Here is a 15,134-nt window from a genome sequence, read left to right as displayed (position 1 = left end):
ACGGGGCTCACCTCTTACCATTCCGAACAGAGAAGTTAAGCCCGTTAGCGCCGATGGTACTGCACTTGTGGAAGAGTAGGTCGCCGCCTTTTTTGGAAGAGTCCGATTACATATGTAGTTGGACTCTTTTTTTTGTTCAAAATATAGGGGAGTGCCACGCCTAGGGCGTGATTAATTCCTGCATCTGTTTATACTGCGCCGCTCGTATGCACAGCCAGTCATTGAATAGGTCGCCGCCTTTTTTGAATCCCGATACATATCTTGTATCGGGATTTTTTTTTATCTATACTGAAATATTTGCTGTTGAACGAGGGTAATTTTTACGACTTTTTACGCTCTTAACTATAATTTGAGTAACTATATTGGGTAGAATTAGATAAAAGTTAGTTTTAAAATGAAGATTTCTAATAAATAAGCTGGTTAAATTGCAAAAGCGATTTCTTTTAATTGAGTCATGATATTTTCAAAACGTATGTCTTGTTCCTCATAATATATTTGTGCTAATATGGCTTCTTGCAACAATGAGTCATCTAATATTTTTAAAAAAGCATCTTTTAAATAGGCTTGTACTTCCTTATCCGCGTTTAGAATTTGTTCTTTAAATTGGAGGTGTAATTAAGAATATAGGTAATATCTTCAAAGTCGGTACTAAACCGAGGGTCTTTTCCTCCGCGATCATCAAAGGCTGAAAATTTTGTAGCTAAAAAATATGGTAAGGATAATATTTTTATTAAAGCCCCATCTACGTTTATGGGAATTGCCAATTTAAACCCTGATTCAAACCATGGGTTTGCAGGGGCCCAACCAACAGCCTTTGTAGCCATAACATCTACTTTAATGTCAGCAAATCTAAATCGACAAATCACATCATCTTCATGTGATTGCTTAAACCCTTTTTTTGATAAATCTTCACGCAAGTTTTCGAGCTCAGTTATTGAAGCTATTTCTAAACTAATATCAATATCTTTAGTGGGTCGAATATCTTCGGCTGCTTTATCATCTATGTACAAACTAACAACTGCACCACCTACATAAACTACTTTGTCATTAAGTTCACCAAGGCCGTGGGATATGGTATGTATAACTTTTCTATTAATTTGAGTATTAATCATAAACGCTGTTTAAGAATTTCGATAGCTAGGTTTTTTTCTCTTGCTCTACCAACACGCAGAGCATCACAAAGTGCCATAAATTCGTAGAAAACAGAATCTTTTAGGCAAGCTTCTGCTACATTAGGATATAGAGGTTCTATGGCTTGTCCACGAACGGTACCTCTGGCATATGGCCATACATAAGGTTCGTTACTTTCAATTTTGGAATTAAGTGGTGGTGCAGCATGTGCTGTGGGTAATCCCCTCACTAAAGATCCAGGACGTTGCGGATATACATAACGCAAACCATATTCTAGAAAATCGAGTAGTGCTAACTTCATTAAACGTTTTTTATTACTGGCTATTAGGCCAGCAATAACAGATCTATTAATGCTTTCGCTAATTTCACTTGCACTAATGCCCAATTCAAAAGACAAGTCCTTCATATACCATTTCTGTTCTCCTTTAGCAGCTATTTTCAATAAAACAGCGATGTCTTGAGGGCGCATTCCGCTATGCTTTTTCATAATTAGTTACTTTGTATAAGTACAAATATACTAAAATTAGTTAATTGATTTGCGATTCGCGAATTGCAAATATGTTTTGATGAGCAATTTAGTGCATGATAACAATTTACCTTTTTTGTCGGTGTTATGCCTTATAATTAATATCTTTAATTCTCTAGAATGAGAGAAAAGACTCCAGATTATTTTTTACAATGATATACACCATTATAGATGTTGAAACTACTGGTAAAAGCAATAAGCTTACCGAAATATCTATTTTTAAATATGATGGGACGCAGGTTATTGATGAGTTTACGTCTTTGATTAATCCGCAGATGCTTATTCCAGATTATATTACGGCACTTACGGGTATCGATAATGGCATGGTAGCTAATGCACCAATATTTTCAGAGATTGCACAGGATATTTTTGACTTTACAGATAACTGTATTTTTGTAGCGCATAATGTGAATTTTGATTATAATGCGATTCGGAATGAGTTTAAAGCTGTTGGGATTGATTTTAACAGAAAAAAATTGTGCACCATCCGTCTAGCGCGAAAATTAATTCCTGGGCATAAATCGTATAGTTTAGGGAAATTGTGCAATGCCTTGCATATTCATATTGCAGATCGTCATCGGGCAAGGGGTGATGCCGAAGCTACGGTTATTTTATTTGAACTTTTACTGGCTCAAGAGCACGCAGAAACGGTGTTTCAAGAGTTCTTAAAAAAATCGTCAAAGGAAGCGACATTGCCTTCGCATTTACCAACTACAGTATTTAATAATTTACCCAATACGCCTGGTGTGTATTATTTTAAAAATAAAAAGGGTAAAATTATTTATGTGGGGAAAGCGAAAGATATTAAGAAACGAGTTTTAAGTCATTTTTATAGTAAAACGAAGAAATCTTTGGCGATGTGTAGGGAGACTGCTGATATAGATTTTGCACTCTCTGGTAGCGAATTGATTGCCTTACTTATGGAAGATGCTGCCATAAAACAACATTACCCAGAATATAACCAAGTGGCCAAACGTGCGCCCAAAATGCATGCTATTTTTAGTTATACCGATAGAAAAGGGATTTTACATTTGGCGTATAACACCCTTAAGGCCACACCAAACCCGATATTAGTTTTACATTCTATAACGGAATGCCGCCAAGAGATAGAACAGTTGTGTAGCCAATTTGAACTCTGCCCAAAGTATTGCCATTTACAAGAAAACGTTGGCACTTGTAACCATTTTAAAATACATACTTGTAAAGGGGTTTGTAAAGACCAAGAAGCTGTTGATACGTATAACCAACGGGTGTTACAAGCTATAGACAGCCTTAAAACCAACAAAAAAGATGTTGTTTTAAAACAAAAAGGACGCTATGACTACGAAGATGCTTTTATTATGATTGAAAAAGGCACCTATTTGGGTTATGGTTTTATTGATAAAACCGAACAGATTAACACTACCGAAGATTTGGAAACCTTTTTAATATGGCAACAAGATAATAGTGATATTCAAAAGATTATTAGGAAGGTGTTGGTTGCGTTGTAAATACTTTATTCCGATTCTCCGTTTATGGTTTCCATTATTTCTCTATAGCTATTCAGTCTAGATTCTATGTTTTCAATTAGATAACTCAATAAACTCTTTTAAATGTTGTTGCCGTATCTGACTTTTATTTGGTGTATGATGGACATTTGTTCTAAATAATCTCTATAGCCAACACCATCATCACGTAGTACGTTGGCAAGGTTTCATGTTTTTGATAGTATTGATGAATCAGTCATATTATTGGTTTACAATTTTTAGTAGTCTTCTAAAGGCATATATAGTTGGCCTGCGACCAGAACCCTTTTGAGCAAGTTCTATGATGTTATTTTCAACCATAGTATTTAATAATCTGGCTACGCTAGATCTAGGAATTCCTGAATGTTTTTCAAAATTCTTAGAAGAGAAAATGGGTTGTACAAATAATGAATCTAGGCAATGGATAGAAAATTGAGAATGTGTACTATTTGCTATTTCCAGTTTTACGGCTTCGTATAAGTTGATAATTTCACGCGTTTTTGCAATATTCTTTTCAGCCTGTACAACAATTGCATTAAGAAAAAATCGAATCCAATTAGTCCAATTTCCAGTATCTGTAATTTCTTTTAGAGCATCATAGTATTGTGAGCGGTGACTTTCTAAATAGTCACTTAAATAAAAAACAGGTTCTTGAATAATTTCCTTATGATATAAAAACAAAGGAATTAAAATACGTCCCATTCTGCCATTACCATCTAAAAACGGGTGAATAATTTCAAATTGCGCATGTATTACAGCCAATTGCACCAGTACATCCTTATCATCGTGGTGGATATATTTTTCCCAATTACTTAAAGCCTCTAGCATTATTGGAACTGCTGGCGGAATAAATCTAGCGTTTTCAATATCTGAACCAGGAGAACCAATATAATTTTGAATGCGCCTAAAATTTCCGGGGTCTTTACCATCACCTCTTACACCACGCATTAAAATGGCGTGCATTTCCTTTATTGTATTTAGTGATAACGGACGCGCTTTCATGGTATCACGCCCTTCTTTCAGTGCGATACGATAGTTTAATACTTCCCATATATCGCCTTTTAAGTGGTCGTCTCCAATTTCATTCGCTTCAAAACCTAGTACTTCCTCTAAGGTTGCTTGCGTGCCTTCTATTTTAGAAGAGAGTACAGCTTCTTGAGTTCTTAAAGGTGCTAATAAAACATCAGGGTTAATAACCGATTGCAACAAACCATCATAACGTGCTACATATCTATTTGCTTTACCCAAAAGGTCTATTAGTTTTTCCCATTCAATAGATTTAAGGGGTAATTTTTGGGGTTGGTACGGATTCATGGTTGTGTCTTATGTATACGTTACAAATTATTTTATGTCTCAAATATAGTAAAATATGAGACACAAAATAGTTTTTGTTTCATCTGTGAGACATAAAATTAGATAAAGTACTAACTTGATTTCTCTTTTTTAATACGACAACAAGATAATAGTGATGTGCAGAAGATTATTAGGAAGGTGTTGGTTGAATCTTAAATTAACACACTTTTTAGGATAATTTAAAATAATAGGCTTACAAAAGCAATATCTGCTTCAGTCAAATCATACTCTTTTAGTCTATTAGGAAGCACCCATTCAAATCTATCATGATCAGTAAGTTCATATGTCGCTGATATAAAACGACAGCTATACGCAACAAGATTTATGGTGAAATTATTGTATTCATGAATATTATAACCTAGCTTTTTCTTAATAATAACATTCATACCAAGTTCTTCCTTTAGTTCTCTTAATAAAGCATTTGACTCAGATTCATGTTCTTCAATTTTTCCTCCGGGAAATTCCCATTTGTTGGACAGCACTTTTCCTTTTTTACGACGTGCAATAAAAATTTTATCTAGATCATATATAATGCCGCAAACAACTTTAAGTTCTTTCATAGAAGTGATTCCGGTGTTTATCTAGATATGGCAAATTATATTGATTCAAGCCATTAATTTTTTCATTTCCAGTAACTCCTATTTTTTCATAAGCTTTAAATTCAATGGAATCAGATAAAATAATTTTTCCATTACCTTCAAAACTAATTAAATGTTTATCAAACAAGGCGTCATAGGCGGGTGATAATAATAATCCATTATTAACATCTAATCTTTCATTATCAGTTGAGTCTGCCCAAGGGACAATATGAGAAGCTATTAAAACTTTTAATTTATCAAATCCAGTGACAGCACATTTGTATTCCCAACGATGGATAATTCTTTTTCGGTATGCGCCTTGACCTACTCTAGAAGTTACTAAACCTTTCCTTTCAGTTTCGTTAGGAGGTTTAAGTGCATAATCTCTAAAAGAAGGCTCATCCAAACTTAATTCTTTTATTTTAGAGTGTTGATATTTTAAATTAATCCCAACTCTATTAAAGAAAAATTTGATACCAATTCGTTTGGCTCCTAAAGTATCTGGTGTTTCAAAATAATCGACATCGAAACACTCAACTTCACTTATAAAACGCACAATTCCTTTCGTGTCACTTTCAAATAAGAACACTCGTTTTCCATTATCAATATGATCTCTTAGAGCAAGATTTCCGCGAGTGAATTGCATGTCACCAGATTGACCTTCTCCTGTATAGGTAAAGACGTTAGGGTTATCCCATCCGTCCTCATAACCATGCTGTTTACCAGATTTACCAGAAAAAATAAAGATATATGGATAATTGGCGGAAGGACAGATACCACTTTGCCAATTTCCACCATAAATAGCATGAATATCTTTTCTTCTATTATAAAGTTGGTTTGGTATGAATGGCAATTTTTGCATAAATGTCTTCCTTCTTATAAAAATAAGGCAAACATTTGAAAAATATAATTTTTGTCTTTTTATTTTATAAAATATGTTTAAATATTTAGAAGCGGTTACGCTTTTTCAATGACTTCAGCAAATAGGGAAATACTTTGGTTGGAAAAAGACCTCGGCAGACACGTGCGGGAGCGATAGTAGTGGTTAGCTTTTGGCGAGGCGCGCATCGAGCCAAAACTAGTAACGGATAGCGCGGTTTTTATTTTTTTATAAAAACCCGCCCAAAAAAATAGTCAATATTAGTATCTTCATTTTTTAAATTTTTAGCGTATTAATGGCAGAGAATAGGGAGTTGGAATTGGCGTGGCAATTTGTGAACCACACACACCGATCGATTTTTTTGACGGGTAAGGCGGGGACTGGTAAAACCACGTTTTTGCACCGTTTGAAGATGCATAGTTTAAAGCGTTTGGTGGTGGTGGCGCCTACGGGTGTGGCGGCGATTAATGCGAAGGGTGTGACGATACATTCGTTTTTTCAGATGCCTTTTGGCCCCATTTTACCGGATACGGATTTGAATGCCAGCAAGGGGTTTAACCGTAAGTTTAGCAAGACGAAGATTAATATTATTAAGAGTATGGACCTCTTGGTGATTGACGAGATTAGTATGGTGCGCGCCGATTTGTTGGATGGGATTGATCGTACCTTGCGCCGTTTTAGAAACCGCAACAAGGTGTTTGGAGGTGTGCAGGTGTTGATGATTGGCGATTTGCAACAACTAAGCCCCGTGATTAAGGAACAAGAGTGGGATTTGTTGAAGCATGTGTATGCTAACGGCTTCTTTTTTAGTAGTAAGGCGTTTAGAGATTGTAATGCGATTACTATTGAGTTGCAGCATATTTACCGGCAGGAGAACCCGAAATTTATTGAAATACTTAATGAGATACGCAACAATGCCTTGAGCCAAAGGGCTGCGGATGAGTTGAATAAGCGCTTTGTACCTGATTTTACGCCAGAGCCTGATGCGGGCTACATAAGTTTAACCACACATAACAATAAAGCGGAGGCGACCAATAGGAGTGAGCTGGCGAAATTAACAACGAAACCGTTTACGTATAGGGCGGAAGTGGATGGGAAATTCCCAGAATATGCTTACCCGAATGCGGTGGATTTGGAGTTGAAAGTTGGTGCGCAGGTGATGTTTGTTAAGAATGATAGCGACCCTGCAAAACGGTATTTTAACGGTAGGATTGGGAAAGTGATTTTGTTGGACCGCGATGAAGTGGTGGTGCATTGCCCTGAGGATGATTTTAATATTAACGTGACGCCTGAAACGTGGGAGAATATTAACTATTCGGTAGATACTGAAACAAAGGCGATTACTGAGGAAAAAATAGGATCGTACACCCAAATGCCCTTACGTTTGGCGTGGAGTATTACGATACATAAAAGCCAGGGGTTAACCTTTGAAAAGGCTATTATTGATGCGGCTGGTGCTTTTGCGCATGGGCAAACTTATGTGGCTTTGAGTAGATGTAAATCTTTAGAGGGGTTGGTGTTGAAGAGCAAGATACATGCTAGCCAGATTATTAGCGATGGTAATGTAACGCGTTTTAATGAGGCTGCTGAGGAGAATGCGCCTGATGAAACGGTTTTAGCGGATTCACAGAAACAGTTTCAGTTGGATTTGATTGCTGAGATTTTTGAGTTTTATGGTTTTTTGTATCCGTTGAACAGGATTTTGGATGTGTATTATAAAAATAGAACGGTGGTGGAAGGGCCTGTTGAAGCCACCTTTGTGCCTATAAAAGAGTGTATTACTAACTTTTTGAAAGTTGCTAATGGGTTTAATGTTCAGTTGAAGCAACTTTCGCTTGTTGGTGGTTTGCCTGAAGACAGTGCCTTGATACAAGAGCGTTTTAAAAAGGGGATTGGGTATTTTAAAACAGAGACAGACACCAAGATTTTGGCACCTTTAAAAACCTTTGCGTTTACTACGGATAACCAAGCGGTAGGTGGCGAGATTACCAAACATTTGGATGGGTTTGAGGATTTATTGACCGTAAAAGTATTGTATTTTAAAGGTTTAGAAGCTGGGTTTGAAGCACGTAAATTTTTGGAGTTGCGAGCTAAAGCGGTATTTTCTGGAAAGGAAGCGCCTAAAAAAGCACGAAAGTCTGTTATTGAAGGGACGAGTAATGTGGAACTTTTTGAAAAGTTACGTATGCTTAGAAATGATATTGCGGAGGAGAAGGATTTAATTCATTATCAGATTTTTACCCAAAAGGCGCTTTATGAAATGTGTGAAACGTTGCCTACTAATAAAGTGGAGTTGCTGAATGTAAATGGTATGGGGAAAAGGCGTGTTGAGAAGTATGGCGCTGCTATTTTGAAGGTGATTAAGGCGTATTGTGAGGAAAATGATATTGAAACGGCTGCTGAAGTTGAGATTTTTGATGCACCCAAAAAACCTAAACGGCAAAAGGGTGATACTAAAAAGGAATCGTTAGCCTTGTTTCAATCTGGGAAATCGGTGCAGGAGATTGCAGATTTTAGGGAATTGAATACCAATACGATTATTGGGCATTTGGCGAGTTTTATGGCTACTGGGGAGGTGAAGATTACCGATTTGATGTCTGCCGACCATTATGAGGAGTTGAAGGTTTTAATTCCGAAGACGACTTTTGAGAATTTATCGGATTTGAAACATCAGGTGGATGACAAGTATAGTTATGGGGAGTTACGATTGGTGGTGGATGAGTTGAGTAGTTAACCAGATAATTATTGAATTTTTTAGCTATTTTTAAGTGAAATATAATGTATTTAAAAATTATGAAAGTATTTAAATTATTAATTACCCTAAGTGTATTTATTTCTGTTAGTCCTGTATTTACCCAAGTATGTGCGGATGATAATAGGTTTGAAAGTGTAGACTTTTTTTCAAGTTCTGAAATAGATTCTAAAAAGAATTTGATTTACGGTAGCGCAATTAATGGAAAAGGGACAACCCAAGATTTAGCAATGGATTTGTATTTTCCTAATACATCTGTTGATAAAATGTATCAAAGGCCATTAGTATTATTAATTCATGGTGGAGGATTTCAAAAGGGTAAGCGGCAAGCACTATGGACTCAATGTCAAACTTTTGCTAAAAGAGGTTATGTGGTTGCAACAATAAGTTATCGTTTGGGTTTTGATCCTACTATTCAAGGAGATGTTGTTAAAGCTGTTTATCGCGCTCAACAAGATGCTAATACCGCGTTAAGGTTTTTGGTAGCTCATGCTAAGGATTATAAGATTGATACGTCTTGGATTTTTATTGGAGGTTATAGTGCGGGTTCTATTACAGCATTTCATACGGTTTATGCTAGTCAAGCTGAATGGAACGCATTGTTTCCTAGTTTGGAAACTGAATTGGGGGCTTTGAATTCTTCTGGTAATAATTTGACAGAGACATTTTCAATACGGGGTATATTCAATAACTGGGGTAGTGTAAATGAAGGGTTAATGAAACTTGATGAAATGATACCAACCATTTCATTTCATGGTGAATTAGATAATACAGTAAATATAGATTTGAGTCCAAATGGACAAATGGGGTCTAGAGCTATACATAAGGTATTGGAAAAGAATAATATTTGCAATGATTTTACAATGGCTGCTTCGGGTAAGCATGTTGTTTTTAATACCGATCCAGAAAAGGTTTTTACTGTCAATCGCGCGAGTTGTTTCTTTAAAAGTTTGTTTTGTGATAATTGCACTAATTTCTACTCAAAAGAAATGGTTCCTGCTAGTTGTTCTAATTAATTCCTTTATTGATATAACTAAATATTAGCAAACACATGAAAGTATTTTCGTCTTTTGAGACTAATTGATTAATAATATAGAATAATTATTTATTTTAGTGTCCATGAACTTAATCATCCAATCTACACTTAAAACACTTCAGAAATCTCAGGTATTATTAAATAATTTATCCAATGCGCAGCTATGTGATGCTTCGGTATCGCCTTATTATTCGAGTATTGGCTGTCATATTAGACATATACTAGATTTTTACGATTGTATGTTTAATGTTGATGAGAATGGTAAAGTGGATTTGACTGCAAGAAGTAGAAATAAGGCAGTAGAATGTGATTGTGGATGTGCCCAAGATTATCTTTCTGCTATCGTTGCAAAGTTGAATTCCGTAACTTTCAATATGGAAGATACTGTTTTAGTTACTGATGATTTAGGAATGGGTAAAACGGAGATTCCATATACTTATGGATCGTTGTTAGCGCAGGCCAATAGTCATACCATTCACCATTACGCGATTATCAATTATATTTTTGATAGTCTGGGTATCGTGATTAATGATAGTGAATTTGGATACAATCCTACTACGCCAAAGGAGATTTCTGCGGAGTGATAATTTTGAAAGTTAAAGGTTCTCGATACAATTTTTCGTACCTCAAAATCACTCGAACTGATATTTTGCTAAAGTGTTTTAATTATTTCTTCTTAAACATACTTCCCATAATAGTTCTGATGCCTTTAAACAGCATGATTACTGCCATTGCTGAAATAGCGCAACCAATTACAAGAAGCGGGATGTACAGTTTATCATCAGGTTTACTAAATGCAAAACTTAGCAATATTGGCCCCATAAACAGACTTAATAGCGCAAAAGCCAGCGTTTTTATGCCTTTTAATAATACTTGTTTGTCGGTTCTATTTTCTTCCATCATTATAATGTTTTACAGCGTTACGAACGCTTTTGTGTTGGTTTAATAATTCTAATGCTACTTCTTCTGAAACATTTAGTTCTTTCATTATCATTCTAGTGCCTCGTTCCACAAGCTTGTTATTACTCAATTGCATATCTACCATTTTATTGCCTTTTACATGCCCTAATTGGATCATGGTTGCCGTGGTAATCATATTCAATACTAATTTTTGGGCGGTGCCAGCTTTCATTCTAGAGCTACCAGTGACAAATTCTGGTCCTACCACCACTTCAATAGGATATTTTGAAGCTTGCGATAATGGGCTATTATGATTACAGGTAATACAACCCGTAGTAATGTTATTTTCGTTACATTTCTCCAAAGCTGAAATCACATAAGGCGTAGTACCTGATGCCGCGATACCCACTACAACATCTTTTGAATTGATATCGTATTTTTGTAGATCTTTCCAGCCTTGTGTTGTGGAGTCTTCAGCAAATTCAACAGCTTTTCTAATCGCGGAATCTCCGCCAGCAATCAATCCAATCACCAAATCGTGCGATACACCAAACGTTGGAGGGCATTCAGAAGCATCAAGAATACCAAGTCTGCCACTTGTGCCAGCACCCATATAAAATAAGCGTCCGCCTTCCTTAAGTTTCGCCACAATTTGCTCTACTAAGGCTTCAATTTGCGGTAAGGCTTTTTCAACAGCAAAGGGTACCGTTTTATCCTCGTTATTCATGTTTTTGAGAAGTTCAGAAACACGCATCTTTTCCAGATGATTGTGGTTAGAATCCTGCTCGGTAGTTCTTGTAAAGCTCATGTTTCAAAAATATGAATTAATCCACACTTTCAGTTCTAAAGAATATCTTGAATCTTTATTTTTTAGGATATCAATACTAGTGTTGTCAAATACTAAATAAAAAAGCCTTGAAGGATATCCAAGGCTTTTATAATTTCTTTGCTAAGGTATAAATTAGCGTCTTTCTTCTTTAATTCTAGCTTTCTTACCAGTAAGTCCTCTAAAGTAGTATATACGTGCGCGACGTACTTTACCACGTTTGTTAACTTCAATTTTTTGTAAAGCAGGTAAGTTTACTGGAAAAATACGTTCAACACCAATTGAACCAGACATTTTTCTAATTGTAAACGTCTCAGAAGCTCCAGAGCCTCTACGTTGAATTACTACACCTCTAAAAAACTGGGTACGTGTTTTGTTACCCTCTTTAATTTCGTAGTACACTGTAATTGTATCACCAGCACTAAATTTTGGCAAGTCTTTTTTTGCTACAAATTCGTCTTGAACAAATTTTACTAAAGATTCCATTTCTTTATAATTAAAAATAGTTGATTCGAAACAACATTCACGATTTTCGCCAGAGGTTAACCCGAAATTGGGTGCAAATATAGCCAATAATTCATAATGCACAATTAATAATAATATTTTATTTAGTCTTCTATATGCTGTGGATAGCATCGACATATTGTTGTAGTTTTCGATTTCACTAAAACCGTTAATAACTCCTAACAATTCCCTTTTTAAATAGTTGCTTAAATTTCTATTTTGCGCCTTTAATAGAAGGTGTAAAATGAAAGTATGTATAGCCGAAAAACCTAGTGTTGCACGTGAAATTGCTGCCGTTTTGGGAGCAAACACAAAGCGTGATGGTTATTTTGAAGGTAATGGCTATGCGGTAACCTACACTTTTGGGCATTTATGCACACTTAAAGAACCTGCGGATTATAAAGCGTATTGGAAAAGTTGGGATTTGAATAATTTGCCAATGCTTCCAGAAAAGTTTGAAACCAAAGTGTCTTCGAATTCTGGTATAAAAAAACAGTTCAATATTGTAAAAAGTTTGTTCCAAGACGCCGAGGTGATTATTAACTGCGGTGATGCAGGGCAGGAGGGGGAGCTTATTCAGCGTTGGGTGATGAATGAAGCCAATTATAAAGGTGAGGTTAAACGCCTTTGGATTTCATCTTTAACCACTGAAGCTATAAAAGAAGGTTTCAACAATTTAAAACCAGCTTCAGATTACGATAATTTGTATTATGCGGGTTTTTCCAGAGCCATTGGCGATTGGTTATTAGGTATTAACGCTACACGATTATATACCGTAAAACATGGTGGCTACAAACAAGTGTTGTCTGTGGGCCGTGTGCAAACGCCCACATTGGCCATGGTAGTAAACCGCTTTAAAGAAATTGAAAACTTTAAACCGCAACCGTATTGGGAACTGCAAACCTTATATCGTGATACCTTATTTAGTTATGAAGAAGGTCGGTTTTTGAAAAAAGAGGACGGTGAGGCTTTGGCGCATAAGGTTAAAGCGAGTGATTTTGAAATTAAATCCATCACCAAAAAGAAAGGAAAAGAATATGCACCGAAACTATTCGATTTAACAGGCTTGCAGGTATATTGTAATACCAAATTTGGATTTTCAGCAGACGAAACACTAAAAATTGTTCAGGCATTATATGAACGAAAAGTGGTGACTTATCCAAGGGTGGATACCACGTTTTTACCAACTGATATTTATCCGAAAGTACCGGGTATTCTTAAAAAGTTAACCAATTATTCAAATTTAACGCAGCCGCTTTTAGCAAAAAAAATAAAGAAATCTTCTAAGGTTTTTAACGATAAAAAAGTTACCGACCATCATGCTATTATTCCAACGGGCATGCAAACCACTTTACAATACAATCAGCAACAAGTGTATGATATTATTGTAAAACGATTTATTGCAGTGTTTTATGATGATTGTATTGTGGCAAATACCACGGTGTTGGGGAGCGCTGCGAAAGTGGTTTTTAAAACTACAGGTAAGGAAATATTAGAAAAAGGCTGGCGTGTAGTTTTTGAAAACCCAAATAAAAAAGAAAAGGAATCGGGTATTTTGCCAACGTTTGAAAAAGGCGAAAAGGGGCCGCATGAACCCTCTTTTTTAGAAAAACAGACCAAACCACCAAATCAGTTTACGGAAGCTTCCTTGCTGCGTGCTATGGAAACTGCAGGAAAACAGGTTGATGATGATGAGTTGCGGGACTTAATGAAAGAAAACGGCATTGGTAGGCCGTCAACGCGCGCCAATATTATTGAAACGCTTTTTAAACGAAAATATATAAGGCGTAATAAAAAGCAAGTACTGCCAACAGAAACAGGTATACAGTTAATTGATACCATTCAAAACGATTTATTGAAATCTGCAGAACTTACTGGAAAGTGGGAAAAACAATTAAAAGATATTGAAAAGGGTGAGTATAGTGCTGCGGCATTTATAAAGAATATGAAGCGTATGGTAGATGCGTTAGTTTATGAAGTGCGAAGTGAGACCAAGCGCGCTAACATTTCACACGCAGCTACGGTACAGAAAAAAGCATCGAAAGTAAGGTCTAAAGCTGCTGCCGGAATCACTGCAGCACAATGTCCGAAATGTAAAAACGGACTAATTATCAAAGGGAAATCGGCTTATGGATGTAGTGCTTATAAGTCAGGCTGCGATTTTGTATTGCCTTTTAAGTTTATGGGCAAAAAGATTTCCGAAAAGCAGTTTATGCGATTACTTCAAAAAGGCGCTACAGTTAATCTAAAAGGGTTTAAAGAAGGTTCGCAAACCACTGAAGGGTTGTTGCGTTTTGATGATAATTTTCAACTTAAATTAGAGCCTAAGATCTCTATTGAAAATTCAAAATCCGATATTCTATTATGTCCAAAATGTAATACGGGTAAAGTTGTTAAAGGTAATACAGCTTATGGGTGTTCAAATTATAAATCTGGTTGTGATTTTAAGGTGTCATTTGACGTAGTAAAAGCAAAAATAAACGGACAACAACCAACAAGGGCTTTAGTTTCTGAAATTTTGAAAACATCTTGGAGTGAAGCATAGTCATTTTATCATCTATAAACCCTACGGCTATTTAAGTCAGTTTACAAGCAATGACTCTAAGCAACAATCCAAACGGTTTTTGGGAACGCTTCATGATTTTCCTGAGGGTATGATGGCTATTGGCAGGCTTGATGAAAAGAGTGAGGGTTTATTATTGCTTACTACCGATGGCAAGATGAGCGATTTTATTAATAGTCAAAAAGTAGATAAGGAATACTACGCGTTGGTAGATGGCGCTATAACTGAAGAAGCCATAAATAAACTTAAAAACGGTGTGGAAATTGGTTTTGAAGGTAAGAAATACAAGACCAAACCTTGTAAAGTGGTTAAGTTAAATATTCAACCTGATTTACCAAAACGTTCAAAAAAAATAAGGGATGCACGCCACGGGCCAGTATCTTGGTTGTCTATTACATTAAATGAAGGTAAGTTTAGGCAAGTGCGTAAAATGACTTCAGCTGTTGGTTTTCCTACATTACGATTGGTTAGGGTTCGGGTAGGCGCTATTCAATTGAAAGCAATGACTCCGGGTAGTGTTCTAGAGGTTGAAATGTTTGATGTGTAATTATGTATCTAAAAAACCATAAGCAAGCTGGTG

The 15,134-nt window shown here is 36.0% G+C and carries 14 protein-coding genes and 1 rRNA gene; 7 read left to right on the top strand and 8 right to left on the bottom strand.

What is annotated here, in order from left to right; translation table 11 throughout:
• Positions 1 to 92: ribosomal RNA gene (gene rrf, locus BMY39_RS10040) — 5S ribosomal RNA — on the top strand; the annotation flags it as partial.
• A 492-nt stretch (positions 93 to 584) separates the two neighbouring features.
• On the opposite strand, the gene BMY39_RS10035 is transcribed toward rrf, so the two are convergent.
• Entirely contained in the window at positions 585 to 1,112 is a 528-nt protein-coding gene (locus tag BMY39_RS10035; RefSeq protein ID WP_245738236.1) for a hypothetical protein, read from the bottom strand.
• Positions 1,109 to 1,618: a hypothetical protein gene (locus BMY39_RS10030; protein WP_092579125.1), complete on the bottom strand. Its 510-nt coding sequence runs from the start codon at positions 1,616 to 1,618 to the stop codon at positions 1,109 to 1,111. Before BMY39_RS10030 ends, BMY39_RS10035 begins: the two co-directional genes overlap by 4 nt.
• 191 nt (positions 1,619 to 1,809) lie before the next feature.
• On the opposite strand from BMY39_RS10030, the gene BMY39_RS10025 reads away from it, so the two are divergent.
• Positions 1,810 to 3,147, top strand: a complete 1,338-nt coding sequence (locus BMY39_RS10025; RefSeq protein WP_092579123.1) for an exonuclease domain-containing protein — start codon at positions 1,810 to 1,812, stop codon at positions 3,145 to 3,147.
• 237 nt (positions 3,148 to 3,384) lie between these two features.
• On the opposite strand, the gene BMY39_RS10020 is transcribed toward BMY39_RS10025, so the two are convergent.
• The 3 genes from BMY39_RS10020 to BMY39_RS10010 all read right to left on the bottom strand — a co-directional run bounded on the left by BMY39_RS10020 (position 3,385) and on the right by BMY39_RS10010 (position 5,955).
• Positions 3,385 to 4,476, bottom strand: a complete 1,092-nt coding sequence (locus tag BMY39_RS10020) for a Fic family protein (protein WP_092579120.1) — start codon at positions 4,474 to 4,476, stop codon at positions 3,385 to 3,387.
• 218 nt (positions 4,477 to 4,694) lie between these two features.
• Complete coding sequence (locus BMY39_RS10015) at positions 4,695 to 5,075, bottom strand: (deoxy)nucleoside triphosphate pyrophosphohydrolase (protein WP_092579118.1); 381 nt, start codon at positions 5,073 to 5,075, stop codon at positions 4,695 to 4,697.
• Positions 5,062 to 5,955, bottom strand: a complete 894-nt coding sequence (locus BMY39_RS10010; protein ID WP_092579116.1) for an SRA domain-containing endonuclease — start codon at positions 5,953 to 5,955, stop codon at positions 5,062 to 5,064. Before BMY39_RS10010 ends, BMY39_RS10015 begins: the two co-directional genes overlap by 14 nt.
• A gap of 313 nt (positions 5,956 to 6,268) precedes the next feature.
• On the opposite strand from BMY39_RS10010, the gene BMY39_RS10005 reads away from it, so the two are divergent.
• The 3 genes from BMY39_RS10005 (at position 6,269) to BMY39_RS09995 (ending at position 10,345) form a co-directional block, all read left to right on the top strand.
• Entirely contained in the window at positions 6,269 to 8,707 is a 2,439-nt protein-coding gene (locus BMY39_RS10005) for a helix-turn-helix domain-containing protein (RefSeq protein ID WP_092579114.1), read from the top strand.
• 59 nt (positions 8,708 to 8,766) lie between these two features.
• The gene (locus BMY39_RS10000; protein WP_177176582.1) at positions 8,767 to 9,741 is read left to right on the top strand and encodes a carboxylesterase family protein; all 975 of its coding nucleotides are present in this window, start codon (positions 8,767 to 8,769) and stop codon (positions 9,739 to 9,741) included.
• Positions 9,742 to 9,844: 103 nt separating this feature from the next.
• Entirely contained in the window at positions 9,845 to 10,345 is a 501-nt protein-coding gene (locus tag BMY39_RS09995; protein ID WP_092579110.1) for a DinB family protein, read from the top strand.
• A gap of 82 nt (positions 10,346 to 10,427) precedes the next feature.
• Here BMY39_RS09995 and BMY39_RS09990 read toward each other — a convergent pair whose 3' ends face one another.
• The 3 genes from BMY39_RS09990 to rplS all read right to left on the bottom strand — a co-directional run bounded on the left by BMY39_RS09990 (position 10,428) and on the right by rplS (position 11,973).
• Complete coding sequence (locus tag BMY39_RS09990; RefSeq protein WP_092579107.1) at positions 10,428 to 10,664, bottom strand: DUF6095 family protein; 237 nt, start codon at positions 10,662 to 10,664, stop codon at positions 10,428 to 10,430.
• The gene (murQ, locus tag BMY39_RS09985; RefSeq protein ID WP_092579105.1) at positions 10,648 to 11,469 is read right to left on the bottom strand and encodes an N-acetylmuramic acid 6-phosphate etherase; all 822 of its coding nucleotides are present in this window, start codon (positions 11,467 to 11,469) and stop codon (positions 10,648 to 10,650) included. The genes BMY39_RS09990 and murQ overlap by 17 nt, the downstream gene beginning before the upstream one ends.
• A gap of 153 nt (positions 11,470 to 11,622) precedes the next feature.
• Positions 11,623 to 11,973 carry a 50S ribosomal protein L19 gene (gene rplS / locus BMY39_RS09980; protein ID WP_092579238.1) on the bottom strand — a complete coding sequence of 117 codons (351 nt, stop codon included), beginning with the start codon at positions 11,971 to 11,973 and terminating at the stop codon, positions 11,623 to 11,625.
• Positions 11,974 to 12,235: 262 nt separating this feature from the next.
• On the opposite strand from rplS, the gene BMY39_RS09975 reads away from it, so the two are divergent.
• Together BMY39_RS09975 and BMY39_RS09970 are read left to right on the top strand one after the other, a co-directional pair.
• Positions 12,236 to 14,536: a type IA DNA topoisomerase gene (locus BMY39_RS09975; RefSeq protein ID WP_092579103.1), complete on the top strand. Its 2,301-nt coding sequence runs from the start codon at positions 12,236 to 12,238 to the stop codon at positions 14,534 to 14,536.
• Positions 14,526 to 15,101, top strand: a complete 576-nt coding sequence (locus BMY39_RS09970) for a pseudouridine synthase (protein ID WP_092579101.1) — start codon at positions 14,526 to 14,528, stop codon at positions 15,099 to 15,101. Before BMY39_RS09975 ends, BMY39_RS09970 begins: the two co-directional genes overlap by 11 nt.
• The last annotated feature ends 33 nt before the right edge of the window (positions 15,102 to 15,134 follow it).

It is taken from the genome of Hyunsoonleella jejuensis, from assembly GCF_900111025.1.
Lineage (GTDB): Bacteria > Bacteroidota > Bacteroidia > Flavobacteriales > Flavobacteriaceae > Jejuia > Jejuia jejuensis.
This window is presented reverse-complemented; position numbering and strand designations above follow the sequence as displayed.

What these genes read in the sequence shown, in the direction of transcription:
- BMY39_RS10025 (WP_092579123.1), top strand. Translation starts at nt 1,810, where the DNA reads ATGATATACACCATTATAGATGTTGAAACTACTGGTAAAAGCAATAAG.
- BMY39_RS09975 (WP_092579103.1), top strand. Translation starts at nt 12,236, where the DNA reads ATGAAAGTATGTATAGCCGAAAAACCTAGTGTTGCACGTGAAATTGCT.
- BMY39_RS09995 (WP_092579110.1), top strand. Translation starts at nt 9,845, where the DNA reads ATGAACTTAATCATCCAATCTACACTTAAAACACTTCAGAAATCTCAG.
- BMY39_RS10005 (WP_092579114.1), top strand. Translation starts at nt 6,269, where the DNA reads ATGGCAGAGAATAGGGAGTTGGAATTGGCGTGGCAATTTGTGAACCAC.
- BMY39_RS10015 (WP_092579118.1), bottom strand. Translation starts at nt 5,075, where the DNA reads ATGAAAGAACTTAAAGTTGTTTGCGGCATTATATATGATCTAGATAAA.
- BMY39_RS10020 (WP_092579120.1), bottom strand. Translation starts at nt 4,476, where the DNA reads ATGAATCCGTACCAACCCCAAAAATTACCCCTTAAATCTATTGAATGG.
- BMY39_RS09990 (WP_092579107.1), bottom strand. Translation starts at nt 10,664, where the DNA reads ATGATGGAAGAAAATAGAACCGACAAACAAGTATTATTAAAAGGCATA.
- BMY39_RS10000 (WP_177176582.1), top strand. Translation starts at nt 8,767, where the DNA reads ATGAAAGTATTTAAATTATTAATTACCCTAAGTGTATTTATTTCTGTT.
- BMY39_RS10030 (WP_092579125.1), bottom strand. Translation starts at nt 1,618, where the DNA reads ATGAAAAAGCATAGCGGAATGCGCCCTCAAGACATCGCTGTTTTATTG.
- BMY39_RS10035 (WP_245738236.1), bottom strand. Translation starts at nt 1,112, where the DNA reads ATGATTAATACTCAAATTAATAGAAAAGTTATACATACCATATCCCAC.
- BMY39_RS10010 (WP_092579116.1), bottom strand. Translation starts at nt 5,955, where the DNA reads ATGCAAAAATTGCCATTCATACCAAACCAACTTTATAATAGAAGAAAA.
- murQ (WP_092579105.1), bottom strand. Translation starts at nt 11,469, where the DNA reads ATGAGCTTTACAAGAACTACCGAGCAGGATTCTAACCACAATCATCTG.
- rplS (WP_092579238.1), bottom strand. Translation starts at nt 11,973, where the DNA reads ATGGAATCTTTAGTAAAATTTGTTCAAGACGAATTTGTAGCAAAAAAA.